This window comes from Pseudomonas lurida, assembly GCF_013522705.1.
GTDB classification, from domain to species: Bacteria; Pseudomonadota; Gammaproteobacteria; order Pseudomonadales; family Pseudomonadaceae; genus Aquipseudomonas; species Aquipseudomonas quebecensis.
This window is the reverse complement of sequence record NZ_JAAMRE010000038.1, coordinates 38852-55236: the sequence shown is the minus strand read 5'-3', so window position 1 is coordinate 55236 and position 16385 is coordinate 38852. Positions and strand designations below refer to the sequence as shown.

Sequence of the window (16385 nt, the reverse complement as noted above, 5' to 3'; positions counted from 1 at the left end):
CCCCCACAACTTGTCGCCCCCCCCACCTCCCCTCAACCTGTTGCTCACATGATTGCCGATCAACAGATCATTACCCGCGCCACCTATGGCATTTTCAATAATGCTAGTCGCGTCTATTGAGACGTTGGCTCTCATCCCGCCCACGTCTGAGGCCGACCCGGCATGAAGGTCAATGACCTGACCCTGATCGAACCCCGAGAAATCCAGCGTATCGTCACCTTCGTCGTCCTTTACCGCGAAACGGGGCTTATCAAGGGAGGAGGTGAGGCTTGTGGCGGGATTACCGCTGTTAGAGTTGAAACCGTAAGTGGTGTCCACGGTTCGAGGCTTCGGATCCGGTTTGGGGTCTGGCTTGGGATCATCAGACTCGCCACCTTTTTCAAGGACATCTGCAGGCTTGATCTCCCCCTTGCTTTTTATATAAAGATCAGGCTTGCCGTTTCCCGAAAGATCAATGGCCAGGCTACCCTCTCCAGTGCGGTGGTCGAAGCTCAGGACGGCATCGCCAGCGCGCCCCGTCATGGCGCCAAAGTTAAGCGCCTTGATTCCGGCAGACTTGAGCACACCCGAAACGTCCACCCTGTCGACTCCGCTGGTAAAGTCCTTGATCAGGTCAGGGCTCTCAGGCGTGGAGTCGCTCACACTGTCGTAGACAAAGGTGTCCCCGCCACCGCCGCCGACCAACTCATCCGCACCGCCTCCTCCCTTGAGGCGATTAGCAACCTGATTGCCCAACAGGGTATCGCGACCCAATCCGCCAATGGCGTTCTCTATCACCACACCCTTGGCAATCGACACGTTGCCCTTAAGCCCCCCGACGTCAGAAAACGCTTCAGCGTTTAGGTTGATCATCTGATTCTGGCTAAACTTCGAGAAGTCCAGCGTATCGATGCCCCCCCCATCCCACACCGAAAAAATCGGCTTTTCGGTACCGTCTTTCAGGCTGTAGAAATCTCGCTCGGTATTCGAATTAAAGCCGTAGATGGTATTGGTGGTTCGGGTATGGGTATTCACCCCATAAACCCGCTGGATGGCCGCAATATCATTAATCAGCGGTGCGGCAGGCACTAACCTATCGAAATCATGCCCCGGCTGATTAAGTTCACTCCAGTAACTCATGACACTGCGAGCCCTGGTATCTTCCGCGAAGTCGGCAGAGCTATCATAACTGCCGCCGCCGTTGTAGCCACCCGGATGATCAAGGCCAATGGCATGGCCCAGCTCATGAACCATCACAAAGTTGAAAAAACTTCCCAACTTTGGATCACTTTCGGCACGCGCTGTGCCGATATTCGCCGAGATGTTATAAAAAGACTTGCTCGGCAGCCACGCCCACCCGCCGCTTGTACCAGGAATGTCCTTGATCGTAATGGAACCATCTGCGTTGTCGGCATTCTCCTTGAACGTGATGTTCGCCAAGTCTGCCCACGACTGTAAGGCCAAACGTGCTCGCTCTTTCTGCTGCGCAGTAAACCCACCGGCAAAATTGTACGAGAGGACGATCTTTTTATCACCATTTCGATCATGAAACTTATAACCGCCTCGTGTGATGTGCGCTGCAGCCTGATCTGTATCGAAGGACGGCTTTTTAGCGGAAGCCGTGGAGACTGTCCGATCCGGCGTCTCCGGGAGGACGGCCAGCGATTGGAATTCGGGACCAGGGGAATAACAAGTTGAGGACGGAAAACTTAACATATTCATACAGAACTAAAACCTATATCTATTTAACAATAATCAACCCGTCAGACACGGATTACACTCCGAGAAACTCCTCGACGCCCAATTACCATCCCATATAAAAAAGCAACTTTCCAGCCGCGAACCTGTTTCAAAAATTCAACACTAGCGATTTTGCATCAATTAGTCATACACGCCAAAATTTACAAAAAACAAAAAACAAACTGCGCCCCATACAATCAATTAAATAAAAAACAAAACAACAAGAAAGCAAATCACAAGCCTAACTTAAACCCAAGAAACGCGCTACAACGCCACACGCCGCCCCCCCCGCAGCCGCAAGTACCTGAACAAAATTTTTGAAAACCGCAACAACATGACATAACGCATCGAGAACACTTAGACTATTCCCACTACTGACTAAATACAGTTCTCACAACAAAGCTTCCAATATCGGTCAATTAGTTGGAAACCTCATACTGTCAAGGATTTAAACCACCCGACCATCCCAGGCAACCGTCACATGCCGCAATAATTCCCGGCGGTGCCGCAGCAACCACGCATCCAGCGTATGCCACACATGGGTCGTGTTCACCAAATCGGCGGTAAGGTCGGGCATCCCGCTATGGATCAATGAGCTGCCCGGGCGACGCAAGCTCTCGTCATTGGAAGTCGGGTAAGTACTGGCCGAACGGATGGGTAGTTCGAAATCATAAAAAGCTTAGCCACGACGCTCGCTACACGGGTCAAGATTGCGCAGTTATTAGTGGATCACGCTCAGCAGCGGAAGTGACATGTGGCCTGATGACTTAGGAGATCAACTGTGGGAGAGGCCAAGCCACACTCCCACATTGGTTTGCACGGGGTTGGGTAAATATTTCTGAATGTATCATCAGCCGACATAAGTACTATCATCCCAAGCGGCCTACTCGTCGCAAAGCCTTGCATTTACCCTCGCAGGCCATCTTCCTTCCCTTTATGAGAACACCATGAACGCAACCCCACACCCAACGAGCACCATGACCCGAGGCATGGTGATGCTGTTTGCGTTTTGCTGCGGCGCCATCGTCGCCAATATCTACTATGCGCAGCCGATCATCGAACTGATCGCGCCGGACATTGGCCTCACGCCTGCGATGGCCAGCCTGATCGTGTCGCTCACGCAAATCGGCTATGCCTTGGGCCTGTTTTTCCTGGTGCCCCTGGGTGACTTATTGGAAAACCGCAAACTGATGATCACCACCACGGTGGTGGCCATTGCCAGCCTGCTGGGCGCGGCGTTTACCGAGCAACCGAACCTGTTCCTGCTGGTGTCGTTGTTGATCGGCTTCAGCTCGGTGTCGGTGCAGATCCTGATTCCCCTGGCCGCGCACCTGGCGCCCGCCGAGTCCCGCGGCCGGGTGGTCGGCAGCATCATGGGCGGACTGCTGCTGGGCATTCTGCTGGCGCGGCCGGTGTCCAGCGTCGTGGCGGACCACTTCGGCTGGCGCGCGATGTTTATGGCCGCAGCGGCGTTGATGGCGTTTATCAGCGTGGTGCTGATGCTCACCATCCCCAAGCGTCAGCCCGATCACAGCGCCAGCTACGGCCAACTGCTGCGCTCGCTGGGCACCTTATTGCGTGAACAACCGCTGCTGCGTCAACGCGCGTTTTACCAGGGCTGCCTGTTCGCCACCTTCAGCTTGTTCTGGACCGCGGCCCCGCTGGAGCTGGTGCGCAACCACGGCCTGAGCCAGACCCAGATCGCGATCTTCGCGCTGGTCGGTGCCATCGGCGCCATCGCCGCGCCGATCGCCGGGCGCCTGGCCGATGCCGGTCACACGCATCGCGCGTCATTGCTGGCCATGCTGTTCGCAGCGCTGAGCTTCCTGCCGGCCTTCGTACATCCGCTGTACAGCGTGATTGGCCTGGCGGTCACCGGCGTGGTTTTGGACTTCTGCGTGCAGATGAATATGGTCCTCGGCCAGCGCGCCATTTACGCCCTGGACGCCAACAGCCGCAGTCGCTTGAACGCGCTGTATATGACCAGCATCTTTATCGGTGGCGCCTTCGGCTCGGCGATTGCCAGCAGCGTGTACGAACACGGCGGCTGGCTGGGGGTGATGCTGGTGGGCAGCGCGTTTCCACTGGTGGCGTTGTTGCGGTTTCTGAGCGCCTCACGCCGAGGAGCCGTCGCAACAGCCTGAATAGCCATGCGCCAGGCAGCACAGTAAACGCTCGACCGTATGCTCGAGCGGCCCTGAGTTATCCAGCACGAATAATGGCGCGCTGTTGCCGGTGATCAATTCTTCGGTAAACCGTGCATTGCGCGCCAGCCGCTCTTCAATCTCAACCAGAGACTCACGCCCGCGCGCGCTCAAACGCTGCCGCAGCACCGCCTGATCAACCGTCAGTAGCAGTACCAGCGAAGAAGGATAACGCTCGCGGGTCACCGCCAGGTGCGCGCGCGAACCATTGACCAGCACGTCCTCTCCCGCCGCCAGCCAGTCGTCGATCACTTTTGGAATGCCATACCACAACCCATTGGCCTGCCAGCTCAGCGCAAATGCCCCTTGCACCTCCATCGCGGCGAACTGCTCGGGGCTCACCCCCTGCGCGGCCTCGCCCACTGCTTCCGCCGAGCGGGTAATCACGCGACGCACAATGCGGCAGCCGCGCTCGGCCAGACGCGCACGCGCTGCGTCCAACAGGCTGTCCTTGCCCGAGCCCGATGGGCCGATGAGATAGATCAACCTGCCTGCCATTGAAACAGCCTCTGCGTTTATCTCCAGCCGTATTGAGCGGCTGGCAGCACCTGGGAAATTGTCGCGGGACAGTATAGAGGGTGCGCAGAGGCTCAAAGCAACGCATCAATGTGCGGTGAGGTAGATACCTTGGGCCTCCAGCAATCGGATCCGCTGATAATCCGCAGCGATCACTGCTGGATCAGCATGCACCAGGTACACCGTACCTGGCTGGCTGAATACATCTTGCGTCACGCCCAGGGGTTGTCCCTCCTCAACGTAGAACACCGCTTCAAAGAATGACGCCAGCTTGAGCAGTTCCTCCACAAACCGCGCCTTGTGGAAGTAGCCGTCGGTGCGATTGATCAGGCACACATTGTAGGTGCGCTGCAGGCGCTGATAATCGAAGTCCCTGGCCAGCAACTGCGCGAATGCCTGGGGTTCGGTGATGGACAACACCACCGCCTCGATCTGCCCCAGCCCGGTGGTCTGGCGGGATACGCCAGGACGAAGAATGCCATCGGTACGCGCGGCGATTTCCACCAGTTTCGGCCCTTCGTCGGTGAACATGACTTCCGCGTGGCTGGGGCCGTTGCGGATGCCAAGGCACTGCACCACGGCGCGGGTGTATTCCACCAACGGCAAGTAGAGTGGCGAGTCTGGCCCGATCAATTCATCGATGTCATAAAGAATGCCGCCGCCCGGGGCCCGCTGTTTTTGATAGCGCACCACCTCGGTGACCAGTTGCTGGCCATCGACGCACACCATGTTCACCACATACTCCAGGCCGGCCAGATACTCCTGAATCAACACCTGGGTATTGCGGCCGTTCAACCGGTTCACCGTGCCCAGCAGCGTTTGCACCGCCGCCTCGCAGGCCGGCAAATCCTCGCAGATAAACACCCCATCGGCCCCCGCGCTGTCGAGCGGCTTGACCACCACAGGAAAACGCCCGTGGGCGTTGATCCAAGCATGTGCAAGCGCCCAACTGTCGGCAACGCACTGTCGTGCTACGGGCAAGTGCGCCTGGGCAACCGTTTCGATCATGGCGAACTTGTTTCGACGGGCATGGGTGTTGTCGAAGTCATTGCGATACGGTAACTGAAGGCGCTCGTTCAACTGATCGGCGAGCAGCACACCGGTTTCGGCACCGGCGATGATGAACTGGGGCGCGAAAAGCTCAACGCTGGCGAGCGTCGTGGCGAAGTCGGTATGCACAATCATGCGGTCATACAGCGAGTGATCGAAGCCCCTGTAGTAGTAATCATCGAGACTGGCTGACGACGCCACATGCATCAACCTGCAGCCTCTCTCGAACAAGCCTTTTGCTACACATTTCCCGGATGAAAAACCATCCACGACGCCCACCGTGATCATGCTGCCTCCCTCCTCATTGCATATAAGGCCCGGCCCGACAGCAACAACACGATGATGCAGACGGACGCGACACTGGCCAGCGAAAAAAACACGCGATCGTCCAGGTACTGAAGTAACAGCACGAACACAGGAAGGGTCAGCAACACCAGGGAGACGTGGATCGGCGAGAGGCAATAGATGGTTTTCTGGATCAGGTAGATCGGCAGCAAATGCCCAGCGACGACCAGAACCACCATGGGCGCGATCAACCCGGACTCGAGGTAAAAACCTGTGCCGGTCAGAGGAAGCGCCAGCAGGCACACCACGATCATCGCAATATTTCTGACAGCCAGGATTTCATGAACCGACCACTGCAGAGCAAACATCCGCTTTGAAAACACCGTGTACATAACCGTACCCAGCGCGCACATCAATACACTGGCGACCCCGAGCAAACGCTGCCCGATCGTGGCGGTTTCTATACCGCTCACACCCGCCAACGAGTTGGATAGCATGATCCCCACTGAGGCGAGCACCAGGCACGCTATCAGCGCATCCGCAAAAGCAACTTTCGCACTGCGTTTATCGAACCAGGAAATAATCAACGTAAGCGCCGGCCCGCAGGCCACCGAAGCGACACCGACAACGGCCGGCTCCAGATAACGCAGGGCGTAAAACAGGCCGCCCCAGTTGAGTAAAACTGCGACGTTCACTAGCAGTACGCGCCTCCAATCGGCTTTGACTTTGGAACAGAAAGAAGCCGAGTCATGAAACAGCGCGACTGCCAGGAACAACGCAGCAGACGCTATAAAGCAATAGAAAATCACCAGCAACGTGTTAAGCCTTTGCGTGACGAAGCCCACGTATACATCGAACGCAGCACTTAGCAGGCAGAACAGCAATCCGAGAAAAACACCGTGCTTTTGCATCGCACTTCACCTGGGAGGCAGCAAGTGCTTCAACTTAACAAAACAGCAAGCAGGTCAGTACTGACCGAACGGATAGGTAAACCGGCGATACGAGAGCGCACCTTGCCAGGATCCTTGCCCCGATAGCGGTGGGTCAGTCAGCCCACCACTGACGTACCGTGATCGGGGGCAAGCCCCCTCCCACAATGGATCTCAGGTGTTTGGAGGAATGGATTTCAAGATAAAAAAAGCGACCCGAAGGTCGCCTTTTGTCACTGCGCGTACTGCTTACTCAACCCCGGCGGCACGCCTTGTACATTGGTTTCTTCCCACGGCCCGTTGGGGCTGATGGAGCGGCTCCAGCCATTGCTCCAGCGGTAGTAGGTGCGCTGGCGGTAGAAGGTGTCGGGTTGTTCGTCCAGCACATACACCTGCATCTTGCCGTCCCAATGGCTGGCGGCGCCCGGTGGTGGGGCGAAGGTCGGCGACTTGGTCGGCAGCGGTTTCGGCGGTGGGGTGATCGGGCCGGACGGTTTGGTGCTGGGCTGGGTCGACGGGCCCGACGGTGGGATGGTCGGCCCGGTCGGCCCAGACGGTGGCCGGTGGACCGCACAGGCGCTCAGGCCCAATACCAGGCTGAGCAAGGTGATACGTGCGAATGCGGTCATGGCGTTTCCTCGAATGACTTGTCCGGACTGTCGATGGTCAGCTGCTGCAGCGCAGTGGTGGAGCTGGCCAGGGGTTGGCTGCGGCCGATCCACTCGCCGGCGGTCGGTTGACCGGCCCGGGATATGCGCGCAACCAGTTGGACTTCGGGGAAGTTGGACAGTTTCAACTGCGGCATCATCGCATCGGCATCGCCCAGTTCGACGGTGATCGGCAACTCCGCTACGGTGACACGCTTGGCCGCCAACGGCGCCGGCGGGCCACTCACGGCACGGGCGAAGATAAATACGCTGTCACCTGGCAGGGCCTTGGCCTTCACCTCGGCGGACACAGCCACGCGCACTTTCAACATCGCTGCCTGCTTCGCCTGGGCGACGGTGCCGCCACTTTCCTTGAGTTTTTGCGCGGCGCGGTCGATACCGCCTTGCAGCGCAGCGCGGGAATTGTCTTCGGGCGGCAGTTGCGCCAGCAGACGGCTCCAGTAGTCGATAGCTTCCTGATAGCGCTGGCCTTCAAACGCGGCAATACCCAGCAGGCCGAGGCTGGTGACTTCTTTCGGGTCGAGCTTCAACGCCTCGTCCGTCAACGTCTGGACCTTCGGCGACCATTGTTTGTTGTCGGCAAAATACTGGGCCTGAGCCCACTGGCCGAGCAGTTCCGGCTGGCGACCGGCCAGGGCCACGGCACGCTCGAAGACCTTGGCCGCATCGGCGGAGCGGTCCTGGGCCATGTAGGCCCGACCGAGGAAGTACAGGCCTTCGGCCGAATCCGGCTGGGCGGCGGCGGCGCGTTCCAGGCGCTGGGTCATGTCTTGCAGGGACACCGGCGGCTGGGCAAATTCGCGCGTCAGTTCCACCTTGTCGCTGGCACCGAAGTGCAGGTACAAGCCCAGGCCCAGCACCGGCACCAGAAACGCGGCCAGCAACGGCAGCGGTTTGCCCAGACGCGATTCTCGGGGGGCTTCCACGCCTTCGGTGTCGGCCAGCAATTCGCGGGCGGCTTCGGCGCGGCCGGTGTCCAGTTGTGCGGCGTCGAGCACGCCTTCGGCCTGCTGGGTCTGCAGTTCGGCCACGCGCTCTTGGTAGAGCGCCACATTCAGCGCGGTGCGATCCTCCTCGCGCTGGGCACGACGGCCGCGCAGCACAGGGATCAACAGGAAACTCAGGGCAACCAGAAGCAGCAAGCCTGCTGCGAGCCAGAAATCAATCATCAGTGGTTTTGTCCAGCAGGTGGTCGAGGCGTTGGCGCTCTTGCGGGGATAGCGCGTCGGAGCCATCGGTAGGTGCGGCGCGGCGGCGGCGGACGATCACGGCCATCACCACCACACCGCTCAGCAACAGCGCGGCGGGGCCAAACCAGAGCAGCGCCGTCTTGCCGGTCAGCGCCGGTTTGTAACGCACGAAATCACCGTAGCGGTCGACCATGAAGTCGATGATCTGCTGGTTGTCCTTGCCCTCCCCCAGCATGCGGAAGATCTCTTTGCGCAGATCGGCGGCGATGGGCGCATTGGAGTCGGCGATGTCCTGATTCTGGCACTTGGGGCAGCGCAGTTCCTTGGTCAAGTCGCGAAAACGCTCGCGGTCGGCATCATTGGCAAACTCATAGGTGTCGATGGCGGCGTGGGCGACGCCGGCCAACCCCAGTGCCAATACCGCAGCGACTAACAGGCGCTTCATGGCTTGGCCTCATCGACCAGGGCCTGGTACTTGGCGGCCAGTTGCTCGCGCCATACCACGTCGTCGATCACGCCGACGTATTTGTCGCGGATCACGCCCTTGGCGTCGATAAAGAAGGTTTCCGGGGCGCCGTAAACGCCCAGGTTCAAACCGAGGTTGCCGTCTTCATCACGGATATCCAACTGATAGGGGTTGTGAAACTCGGCCAGCCATTTGAGCGCCGCCGCGTTGTCGTCCTTATAGTTGATGCCGTAGATCACCACACCGCGCTCGGCCAGTTTGTTCAGCACCGGATGCTCCACGCGGCATGAGATGCACCAGGTGCCCCACACGTTGACCAGCGCGGGCTTGCCCAGCAGGTCGGCACGGGTCAGGTTTTTATCGCCCTGCACGGTGGGCAGGGAAAATTCCGGGAACGGCTTGCCGATCATCGCTGACGGCAGTTCGGCCGGGTCGAGGTACAAGCCGCGATACAGGAACACCGCCACCACCAGAAACGCCGCCAGCGGCAACACCATCAACCAACGCTTCATACCGCCGCTCCTTGCAGGCCGAGCGCTTCACGCACGCGGCTCTTGACCTTGACCCGATAACGCCGGTCCAGCGCGGCCAGCAACCCACCGAAACCGGTGAGCAGGCCGCCGAACCAGATCCAGCGCACGAACGGCTTGACATGCACCCGCACCGCCCAGGCGCCGTCACCCAAAGGTTCACCCAAGGCCACGTAGAGGTCGCGGGTGAAACCGGCGTCGATACCGGCCTCGGTCATCATTGAGCTCTGCACGGTGTAGAGGCGTTTTTCCGGGTGCAGCACGGCGACTTCCTTGCCATTACGGACGACGCGCACGGTGCCTTTGTCTGACGTGAAGTTCGGGCCTTCGAAGTGTTTGGCGCCTTCGAAGATAAAGTGGTAACCGGCCAGGTCCATGGACTCGCCCGGCGCCAGGCGCAGGTCGCGCTCGGCGCTGTTCTGGCTGGAAAGCACCACGCCGAGGGCGCACACGGCAATGCCCAGGTGCGCGACCTGCATGCCCCAGTAGCTGCGGGTCAACGCCGGCAAGCCTTTGATCAGGCCTTTGTGGCGGGTCTTGTCGACGATGTCGCGCACGCCGGCCAGCAGCACCCAGGCCGCGAGCAGGAACGTGGCCAGCACCGCCCAGTTGAAGTCGCCGTAGGCGATGCCGGCGATCACCGCCAAAGCCACGCTGCCCAGCAGCACCGGCATCAACATGCCGAGCAGCCATTTCACCGGGGTGTCTTTCCAGCGCACCAGTACGCCGACCGCCATCACCACCATCAACAGGCCCATCAATGGGATAAACAAGGCGTTGAAGTACGGCGGTCCCACGGACAGCTTGGCGCCGCTCAAGGCATCCAGCACCAGCGGGTACAACGTGCCGAGCAGGATCATCGACGCGGCCACCACCAGCACCAGGTTATTGCCCAGCAGCAGGGTCTCCCGCGACCACAGGTTGAAGCCCACCTGGCTCTTGACCACCGGCGCGCGCAGGGCGAACAGGGTCAGCGAACCACCGACCACGAACAGCAGGAAGATCAGGATGAAAATGCCGCGCGCCGGGTCGGACGCAAACGCGTGCACCGAAGTCAACACGCCCGAACGCACGAGGAAGGTGCCCAGCAGGCTGAGAGAAAACGCGGCAATGGCCAACAGCACGGTCCAGCTCTTGAACACACCGCGTTTTTCGGTGACCGCCAGCGAGTGAATCAGCGCGGTGCCCACCAGCCAGGGCATGAACGAGGCGTTTTCCACCGGGTCCCAGAACCACCAGCCACCCCAGCCGAGTTCGTAGTAGGCCCACCACGAACCGAGGGTGATACCAATGCCCAGGAAGGCCCAGGCGACGATGGTCCACGGCCGCGACCAACGCGCCCAGGCCGCGTCCAAGCGCCCACCGAGCAAGGCGGCGATGGCGAAGGCGAAGGCCACCGAGAAGCCCACGTAGCCCATGTACAGCATCGGTGGGTGCACGATCAGGCCGATGTCCTGCAGCAGCGGGTTGAGGTCGCGGCCATCCACCGGCACCTGCGGCAGGATGCGGCTGAACGGGTTGGAGGTCATGATCAGGAACAGCAGGAAACCGATGCTGATCATGCCCATCACCGCCAGCACCCTGGCCAGCATGATTTGCGGCAACTGGCGCGAAAACACCGACACGGCGAAGGTCCAGCCGCCGAGGATCAGCGCCCACAGCAGCAACGATCCTTCGTGGGCGCCCCACACGGCGCTGAACTTGTAGTACCAGGGCAGCGCGCTGTTGGAGTTATTCGCCACATACGCGACGGAAAAATCGTCGGTCATAAAGGCGTAGGTCAAGCAGCCGAATGCAAACAGCAGGAATGCAAATTGCCCCCACGCAGCCGGCTGCGCCAAGCTCATCCACAGGCGATCACCGCGCCAGGCGCCGAGCAACGGCACCACGGCCTGGACCATAGCCAGGCACAGCGCAAGGATCATCGCCAGTTGGCCAAGCTCCGGAATAAACAATGCGGACGTCATGGTTCAGCCCTCCTTTGCGGGTGCAGGGGCGGACTGGCCGCTGTCTTTCAAGGCTTTGGTGACTTCCGGCGGCATGTACTTTTCGTCGTGCTTGGCCAGCACTTCGTCGGCCACTACCACACCGTCGGCGTTGAGTTTGCCGAGGGCGACGATGCCCTGGCCTTCGCGGAACAGGTCCGGCAGGATGCCGCGGTAGGTGATGGTCACGGCTTTATTGAAGTCGGTGACTACAAAGGTGACGTCCAGGGAATCGCCGGAGCGTTTCAGCGAGCCCTTCTCCACCATGCCGCCGGCGCGGATGCGCGTGTCCAGCGGCGCTTCGCCATTGGCGATCTGGGTCGGCGTGTAAAACAGGTTGATGTTCTGCTGCAGGGCGCTCAAAGCCAGGCCGACGGCAATGCCGACGCCGACCAGGATGGCAAGGATGATTAACAGACGCTTTCTACGCAGCGGATTCACTTTTCGGTCTCCCGGCGCAGACGACGCGCCTCTTGTTGCAGGTAACGCTTGCGCGCCAGGATCGGCGCGACGACGTTGAGGGCCAGCACCGCCAGGCAGATGCCATAGGCCGTCCAGACATACAGGCCGTGATGGCCCATGGCGAGAAAATCGCCGAAAGAACTGAAACTCATCCCCGCGCCCCCAGGCAGCTTTGTACTTCGGCCTTGACCCAACTGGCGCGGGCCTCGCGCTTGAGTACTTCAAGGCGCATGCGCATCAGCAACACCGCGCCGAAGAAACAGTAGAACCCCAGCACCATCAACAGCAGCGGCGCCCACATTTCCACCGGCATCGCCGGTTTTTCAGTGAGGGTGAAAGTGGCGCCCTGGTGCAGGGTGTTCCACCACTCCACCGAGTATTTGATGATCGGGATATTGATCACGCCGACGATTGCCAGCACCGCGCAGGCCTTGGCAGCGCTGTCACGATTGCTGATCGCGTTGCCCAGCGCAATCAGACCGAAGTACAGGAACAGCAGGATCAACATAGACGTCAGGCGTGCATCCCACACCCACCACGAACCCCAGGTGGGTTTGCCCCAGATCGCACCGGTGACCAGCGCCACGGCGGTCATCCACGCACCGATGGGCGCGGCGCATTGCAGGGCCACGTCGGCCAGTTTCATTTTCCACACCAGCCCGACGATGCCGCACACCGCCAGCATCACGTAGCAGGATTGGGCCAGCATCGCGGCAGGTACGTGAATATAGATGATGCGAAAACTGTTGCCCTGCTGATAATCCGGCGGCGCGAAGGCCAGGCCCCAGACCAGGCCGATGCCGATCAGCACGGCGGCGAAGAGGCTCAACCACGGCAGCAGCTTGCCGCTGATGCCGTAAAACCATTTGGGCGAGCCGAGCTTGTGAAACCAGGTCCAGTTCATTGCTGTTTCTCACGGTTGCTTCTTGTCGTTGCAAGAAGCGTAGGGTCTTTACTGGCTGAGCCAGACCTCATTATTCACCGACGCTGATCTTCAGGCCGGCGGCTATCGCAAAAGGTGTCAGGGTTACCGCCAGGGCGGTCAGGCTGCCAAGCCACAGCAGGTAACCGGTCGCCGGCATGCCCATCAGCGCGGCTTGCAAGGCGCCGCTGCCGAGGATCAATACCGGGATGTACAAGGGCAGAATCAGCAGCGCCAGTAACAGCCCGCCGCGCTTCAACCCCACCGTCAGCGCCGCGCCCACCGCCCCCAGCAGGCTGAGGACCGGTGTACCGAGCAACAGGCTCAGCAGCAGGATCGGCAGGCATTCGACGGGCAAGCCCAGCATCATCGCCAGCAGCGGCGAGAGCAAGACTAGCGCCAAGCCGGAAAAAGCCCAGTGTGCCAGTACCTTGGCCAGCACCAGAAGTGGCAACGGGTGCGACGAAAGGACCCACTGCTCCAGCGAGCCGTCTTCGAAATCACTGCGAAACAGCCCGTCCAGCGAGAGCAGGACGGACAACAGCGCCGCTACCCACACCAGTCCCGGAGACAAGGTTTGCAACAGTTTAGTCTCCGGACCGACCGCCAGCGGGAACAACGCAATGACGATGGCAAAGAACACCAGCGGGTTGGCCAGTTCGGCCGGGCGACGGCATAACAGACGCGCTTCGCGCGCGACCAGCAGGGCGAACACGCTCATAGCGACCACCGCCCGAGGTCCAGCTCGCGGTAACCGGCAGGCACCCGCGTCAAGCTGTGGTGCGTGGTCAGCAGCACCAGGCCGCCCTGCTCGCAATGCCGGGCAAGGTGTTCTTCCAACTGGGCCACGCCTTGTTTATCCAGGGCAGTGAAGGGCTCATCGAGAATCCACAGCGGCGGGCCCGGCAAAAACAGGCGCGCCAACGCGACACGGCGCTGCTGGCCGGCGGACAAGGTGTGACATGGCACGTCTTCGAAACCCTTGAGGCCGACGGCGGCCAACGCTTGCCAGATGGCCTCGCGGGACGCGGGGTGATGCAGCGCGCTGAGCCAACTGAGGTTTTCTTCAGGGGTGAGCACATCTTTGATACCGGCGGCATGGCCGATCCAGATCAGATTGCGCGCCAATTCGCCGCGCTGCGCATTAAGAGGCTTGCCGTTGAGGCGCACTTCACCGGCCGTGGGTTGCATCAACCCGGCCAGCAGGCGCAGCAGGCTGGTCTTCCCGCTGCCGTTGGGGCCACTGACCTGCACCATATCGCCGGCCGCCAGCCGCAGCTCGAGGCGTTCGAACAGCAGGCGCAGGTCGCGCTCACAGGCAAGCGCTACGGTTTCAAGAAGAGGGCTGGTCAAGAGATCGCGGGCCTTTACGGTTCAAGTCGGCGGTGCTGCGGCCGTTAAAGAGGAATGCACAATAGCGGCTTTGGCGACCGATTTTAGAGAGCTGGATCAAATAGTTGTGAGGTTTTTACCGCTCTCTTTGAAGACGGGCGGCATTATACATGCGATGCCCTAGGCTAAAGAGGGCAATTACCCTTAGAGACGATGCGTGCAATGACCGGCGAGATCAACCTTCCTACGCTACCTCCTGCCACGGCGACCGGCCCGGCATCGCCGCCGGCCGCCGGGGCATTGCTGAAACTGCTGGAGCCGCAGATCGGCTTGATCGATCCGGGCAAGACCGCGAACGCCGAGGTGATCGCCCTCAAGCAAGGCGGCGAGGCTTTTCAATTGCTGCTCAAGCTGACCCTCGACGGCGGCCGCCAGACCCTGGTGCAGGCCAGCAGTCCGCAACCGTTGCCGCTGGGCAGCAATGTGGCGGTCAGCCAGACCTCTGCCGGCAACCTGGCCTTGAGTCTGCAGCAAGCGTTGAGCGCCAACGTTGCGGCGCTGACGCGCATCGATACCAGCAAAATTCCCGAAGGCACCCTGCTGCAGGCCAAAGTACTGACCACCCAGGTGCTGCCGCAGGGCACCACGCAGCCGGCGATCTACCGCTCGCTGGTCACGGTGCTCAGCAGCGCCATGGCCGGTGCGACGCTGACGGTGGAAAGTCCTCAACCATTGCGAGTGGGCAGTCTGCTCAGCGCGGTGGTGCAGAACGCGCAAACCCTTAACTTCGTGCCCTTGAGCGAGTTCAAGGATCAACTGGCCGTCACGCAGCAGCTGTCGGTCCAGCAAAATCGCCAAGGCTCGTTGGATGTGCTGTTCACGGCATTGCAGAGCCTGCCGCGCGGCGACAGCACCTCCGCCGACCTGCGCGCCGCCGCCGACCGCCTGTTGGCCGCCCTGCCGGACCTGGCGCAGGTGAGCAATCCCAAGGTGCTTGCCCAGGTGATTCAGAACAGCGGCGCCTTCCTGGAGGCCAAGCTGCTGGCCGGGCAGAACCCGCAGGTACCGCCTCTGGATATGAAAGGTGCGCTGCTGCGGTTGGTCGCCGACCTGGTCCCCGCCCTGCCCGCCAGCACCAACCTGAATGCCATCCTGGCAGCCAACACCCTGGCCCAGGTGCTGCCGAACTTTGTGCGCAGCCCGCTGAACACGCTGGGTCAGCTCAGCGCACGGCAGGCGCCGGTGAGCTTCCCGCTGCCCGAGCGCCTGATGGGCAAACTGGAAGGCGAAGGCGATCTGGAAAACCTGCTGCGCCTGGCCGCAGGGGCCATTTCCCGCTTGCAGAGCCATCAGCTGTCGAGCCTGGAGCAAACCGGCACCACCGCCGATGGCCGCCTGCAAACCACCTGGCAGTTGGAGATCCCCATGCGCACTCTGCAGGACATCGTGCCGTTGCAGGTCAAGTTCCAGCGCGAGGAACCGGCGCCGGACAAGGACCAACAGGAACGCAAGACGACTAAAGATGCCAAGCAGATGCTCTGGCGCGTCGAGCTGGCCTTCGATATGGAACCACTGGGACCGTTGCAGGTACAGGCGCAACTGACCCAGGGCAAGCTGTCCAGCCAGCTCTGGGCGACACGGCCATTCACGGCGAGTTTGATCGAAAGCCATTTGGGCAGTTTGCGCGAGCGTCTGGTGAGCTCGGGTCTTAACGTCGGCGACCTCGATTGCCACCTGGGCACGCCACCCCGGGGGCCGAAAACCGGACTGGAGCAACGCTGGGTGGATGAAACCGCATGAAAAACACCGAATCATCACGCCAGGCGATTGCCCTCAAGTACGATGGCCAGCAGGCGCCAACGCTCACCGCCAAAGGCGACGATGCGCTGGCCGAAGCCATCCTCAAGCTGGCGCGGGAAAACGAAGTGCCGATCTATGAAAACGCCGAGCTGGTAAAACTGCTGGCGCGCATGGAACTGGGCGACAGCATCCCCGAGGAGTTGTACCGCACGATTGCCGAGATCATTGCGTTTGCCTGGACATTGAAAGGCAAGTACCCGGCGGGATTTGACCCGCATGCGGGGCCGGTGGAGCGGGATGTGACCGAGCGTGGCGACGACTATTGAC

Annotated in this window: 17 protein-coding genes; 3 read left to right on the top strand and 14 right to left on the bottom strand. The window is 60.6% G+C overall.

The genetic code is table 11. The features are described 5' to 3' along the window. Positions 1-1701 (bottom strand): M10 family metallopeptidase C-terminal domain-containing protein (locus tag G7025_RS24600; protein ID WP_181081611.1); only part of this gene is annotated, 1701 nt, incomplete at its 3' end. 965 nt (positions 1702-2666) lie between these two features. Between G7025_RS24600 and G7025_RS24595 the strand changes: the two genes are divergently transcribed. Beyond that, positions 2667-3863, top strand: a complete 1197-nt coding sequence (locus G7025_RS24595) for an MFS transporter (RefSeq protein WP_253511588.1) — start codon at positions 2667-2669, stop codon at positions 3861-3863. Here the strand turns inward: G7025_RS24595 and phnN are convergent. The 13 genes from phnN to ccmA form a co-directional block, all read right to left on the bottom strand. Continuing rightward, complete coding sequence (phnN, locus tag G7025_RS24590; RefSeq protein WP_181081610.1) at positions 3834-4421, bottom strand: phosphonate metabolism protein/1,5-bisphosphokinase (PRPP-forming) PhnN; 588 nt, start codon at positions 4419-4421, stop codon at positions 3834-3836. The genes G7025_RS24595 and phnN overlap by 30 nt on opposite strands. Positions 4422-4526: 105 nt before the next feature. Further along, positions 4527-5777, bottom strand: coding sequence for an ATP-grasp domain-containing protein (locus G7025_RS24585; protein WP_181081609.1), 1251 nt, complete (start codon positions 5775-5777; stop codon positions 4527-4529). Beyond that, positions 5774-6685, bottom strand: a complete 912-nt coding sequence (locus G7025_RS24580) for an EamA family transporter (protein WP_181081608.1) — start codon at positions 6683-6685, stop codon at positions 5774-5776. The genes G7025_RS24585 and G7025_RS24580 overlap by 4 nt, the downstream gene beginning before the upstream one ends. A gap of 251 nt (positions 6686-6936) precedes the next feature. Further along, on the bottom strand, positions 6937-7332 hold the full coding sequence (locus tag G7025_RS24575; protein WP_181081607.1) for a hypothetical protein: 396 nt from the start codon (positions 7330-7332) through the stop codon (positions 6937-6939). Continuing rightward, positions 7329-8540, bottom strand: coding sequence for a c-type cytochrome biogenesis protein CcmI (gene ccmI / locus G7025_RS24570; protein ID WP_181081606.1), 1212 nt, complete (start codon positions 8538-8540; stop codon positions 7329-7331). Before ccmI ends, G7025_RS24575 begins: the two co-directional genes overlap by 4 nt. Beyond that, positions 8533-9006 (bottom strand): cytochrome c-type biogenesis protein, encoded by a 474-nt coding sequence (locus G7025_RS24565; RefSeq protein ID WP_181081605.1) that lies wholly within the window; start codon positions 9004-9006, stop codon positions 8533-8535. Before G7025_RS24565 ends, ccmI begins: the two co-directional genes overlap by 8 nt. Then, positions 9003-9539 (bottom strand): DsbE family thiol:disulfide interchange protein, encoded by a 537-nt coding sequence (locus G7025_RS24560; RefSeq protein WP_181081604.1) that lies wholly within the window; start codon positions 9537-9539, stop codon positions 9003-9005. Before G7025_RS24560 ends, G7025_RS24565 begins: the two co-directional genes overlap by 4 nt. Beyond that, positions 9536-11524, bottom strand: a complete 1989-nt coding sequence (locus G7025_RS24555; RefSeq protein ID WP_181081603.1) for a heme lyase CcmF/NrfE family subunit — start codon at positions 11522-11524, stop codon at positions 9536-9538. Before G7025_RS24555 ends, G7025_RS24560 begins: the two co-directional genes overlap by 4 nt. Positions 11525-11527: 3 nt before the next feature. After that, positions 11528-11983: a cytochrome c maturation protein CcmE gene (gene ccmE / locus G7025_RS24550; RefSeq protein WP_034096632.1), complete on the bottom strand. Its 456-nt coding sequence runs from the start codon at positions 11981-11983 to the stop codon at positions 11528-11530. Beyond that, positions 11980-12156 (bottom strand): heme exporter protein CcmD, encoded by a 177-nt coding sequence (gene ccmD, locus G7025_RS24545; RefSeq protein WP_181081602.1) that lies wholly within the window; start codon positions 12154-12156, stop codon positions 11980-11982. Before ccmD ends, ccmE begins: the two co-directional genes overlap by 4 nt. After that, positions 12153-12908 carry a heme ABC transporter permease gene (locus G7025_RS24540; RefSeq protein ID WP_181081601.1) on the bottom strand — a complete coding sequence of 252 codons (756 nt, stop codon included), beginning with the start codon at positions 12906-12908 and terminating at the stop codon, positions 12153-12155. Before G7025_RS24540 ends, ccmD begins: the two co-directional genes overlap by 4 nt. Positions 12909-12978: 70 nt before the next feature. Beyond that, complete coding sequence (gene ccmB, locus G7025_RS24535) at positions 12979-13647, bottom strand: heme exporter protein CcmB (RefSeq protein WP_034096629.1); 669 nt, start codon at positions 13645-13647, stop codon at positions 12979-12981. Further along, positions 13644-14279 (bottom strand): cytochrome c biogenesis heme-transporting ATPase CcmA, encoded by a 636-nt coding sequence (gene ccmA / locus G7025_RS24530; RefSeq protein ID WP_181081600.1) that lies wholly within the window; start codon positions 14277-14279, stop codon positions 13644-13646. The genes ccmB and ccmA overlap by 4 nt, the downstream gene beginning before the upstream one ends. Before the next feature lie 201 nt (positions 14280-14480). On the opposite strand from ccmA, the gene fliK reads away from it, so the two are divergent. Beyond that, a complete protein-coding gene (gene fliK / locus G7025_RS24525; protein WP_181081599.1) occupies positions 14481-16058 on the top strand; it encodes a flagellar hook-length control protein FliK in 1578 nt (525 codons plus the stop codon). Beyond that, complete coding sequence (locus tag G7025_RS24520) at positions 16055-16384, top strand: EscU/YscU/HrcU family type III secretion system export apparatus switch protein (RefSeq protein WP_181081598.1); 330 nt, start codon at positions 16055-16057, stop codon at positions 16382-16384. Before fliK ends, G7025_RS24520 begins: the two co-directional genes overlap by 4 nt. The last annotated feature ends 1 nt before the right edge of the window (position 16385 follow it).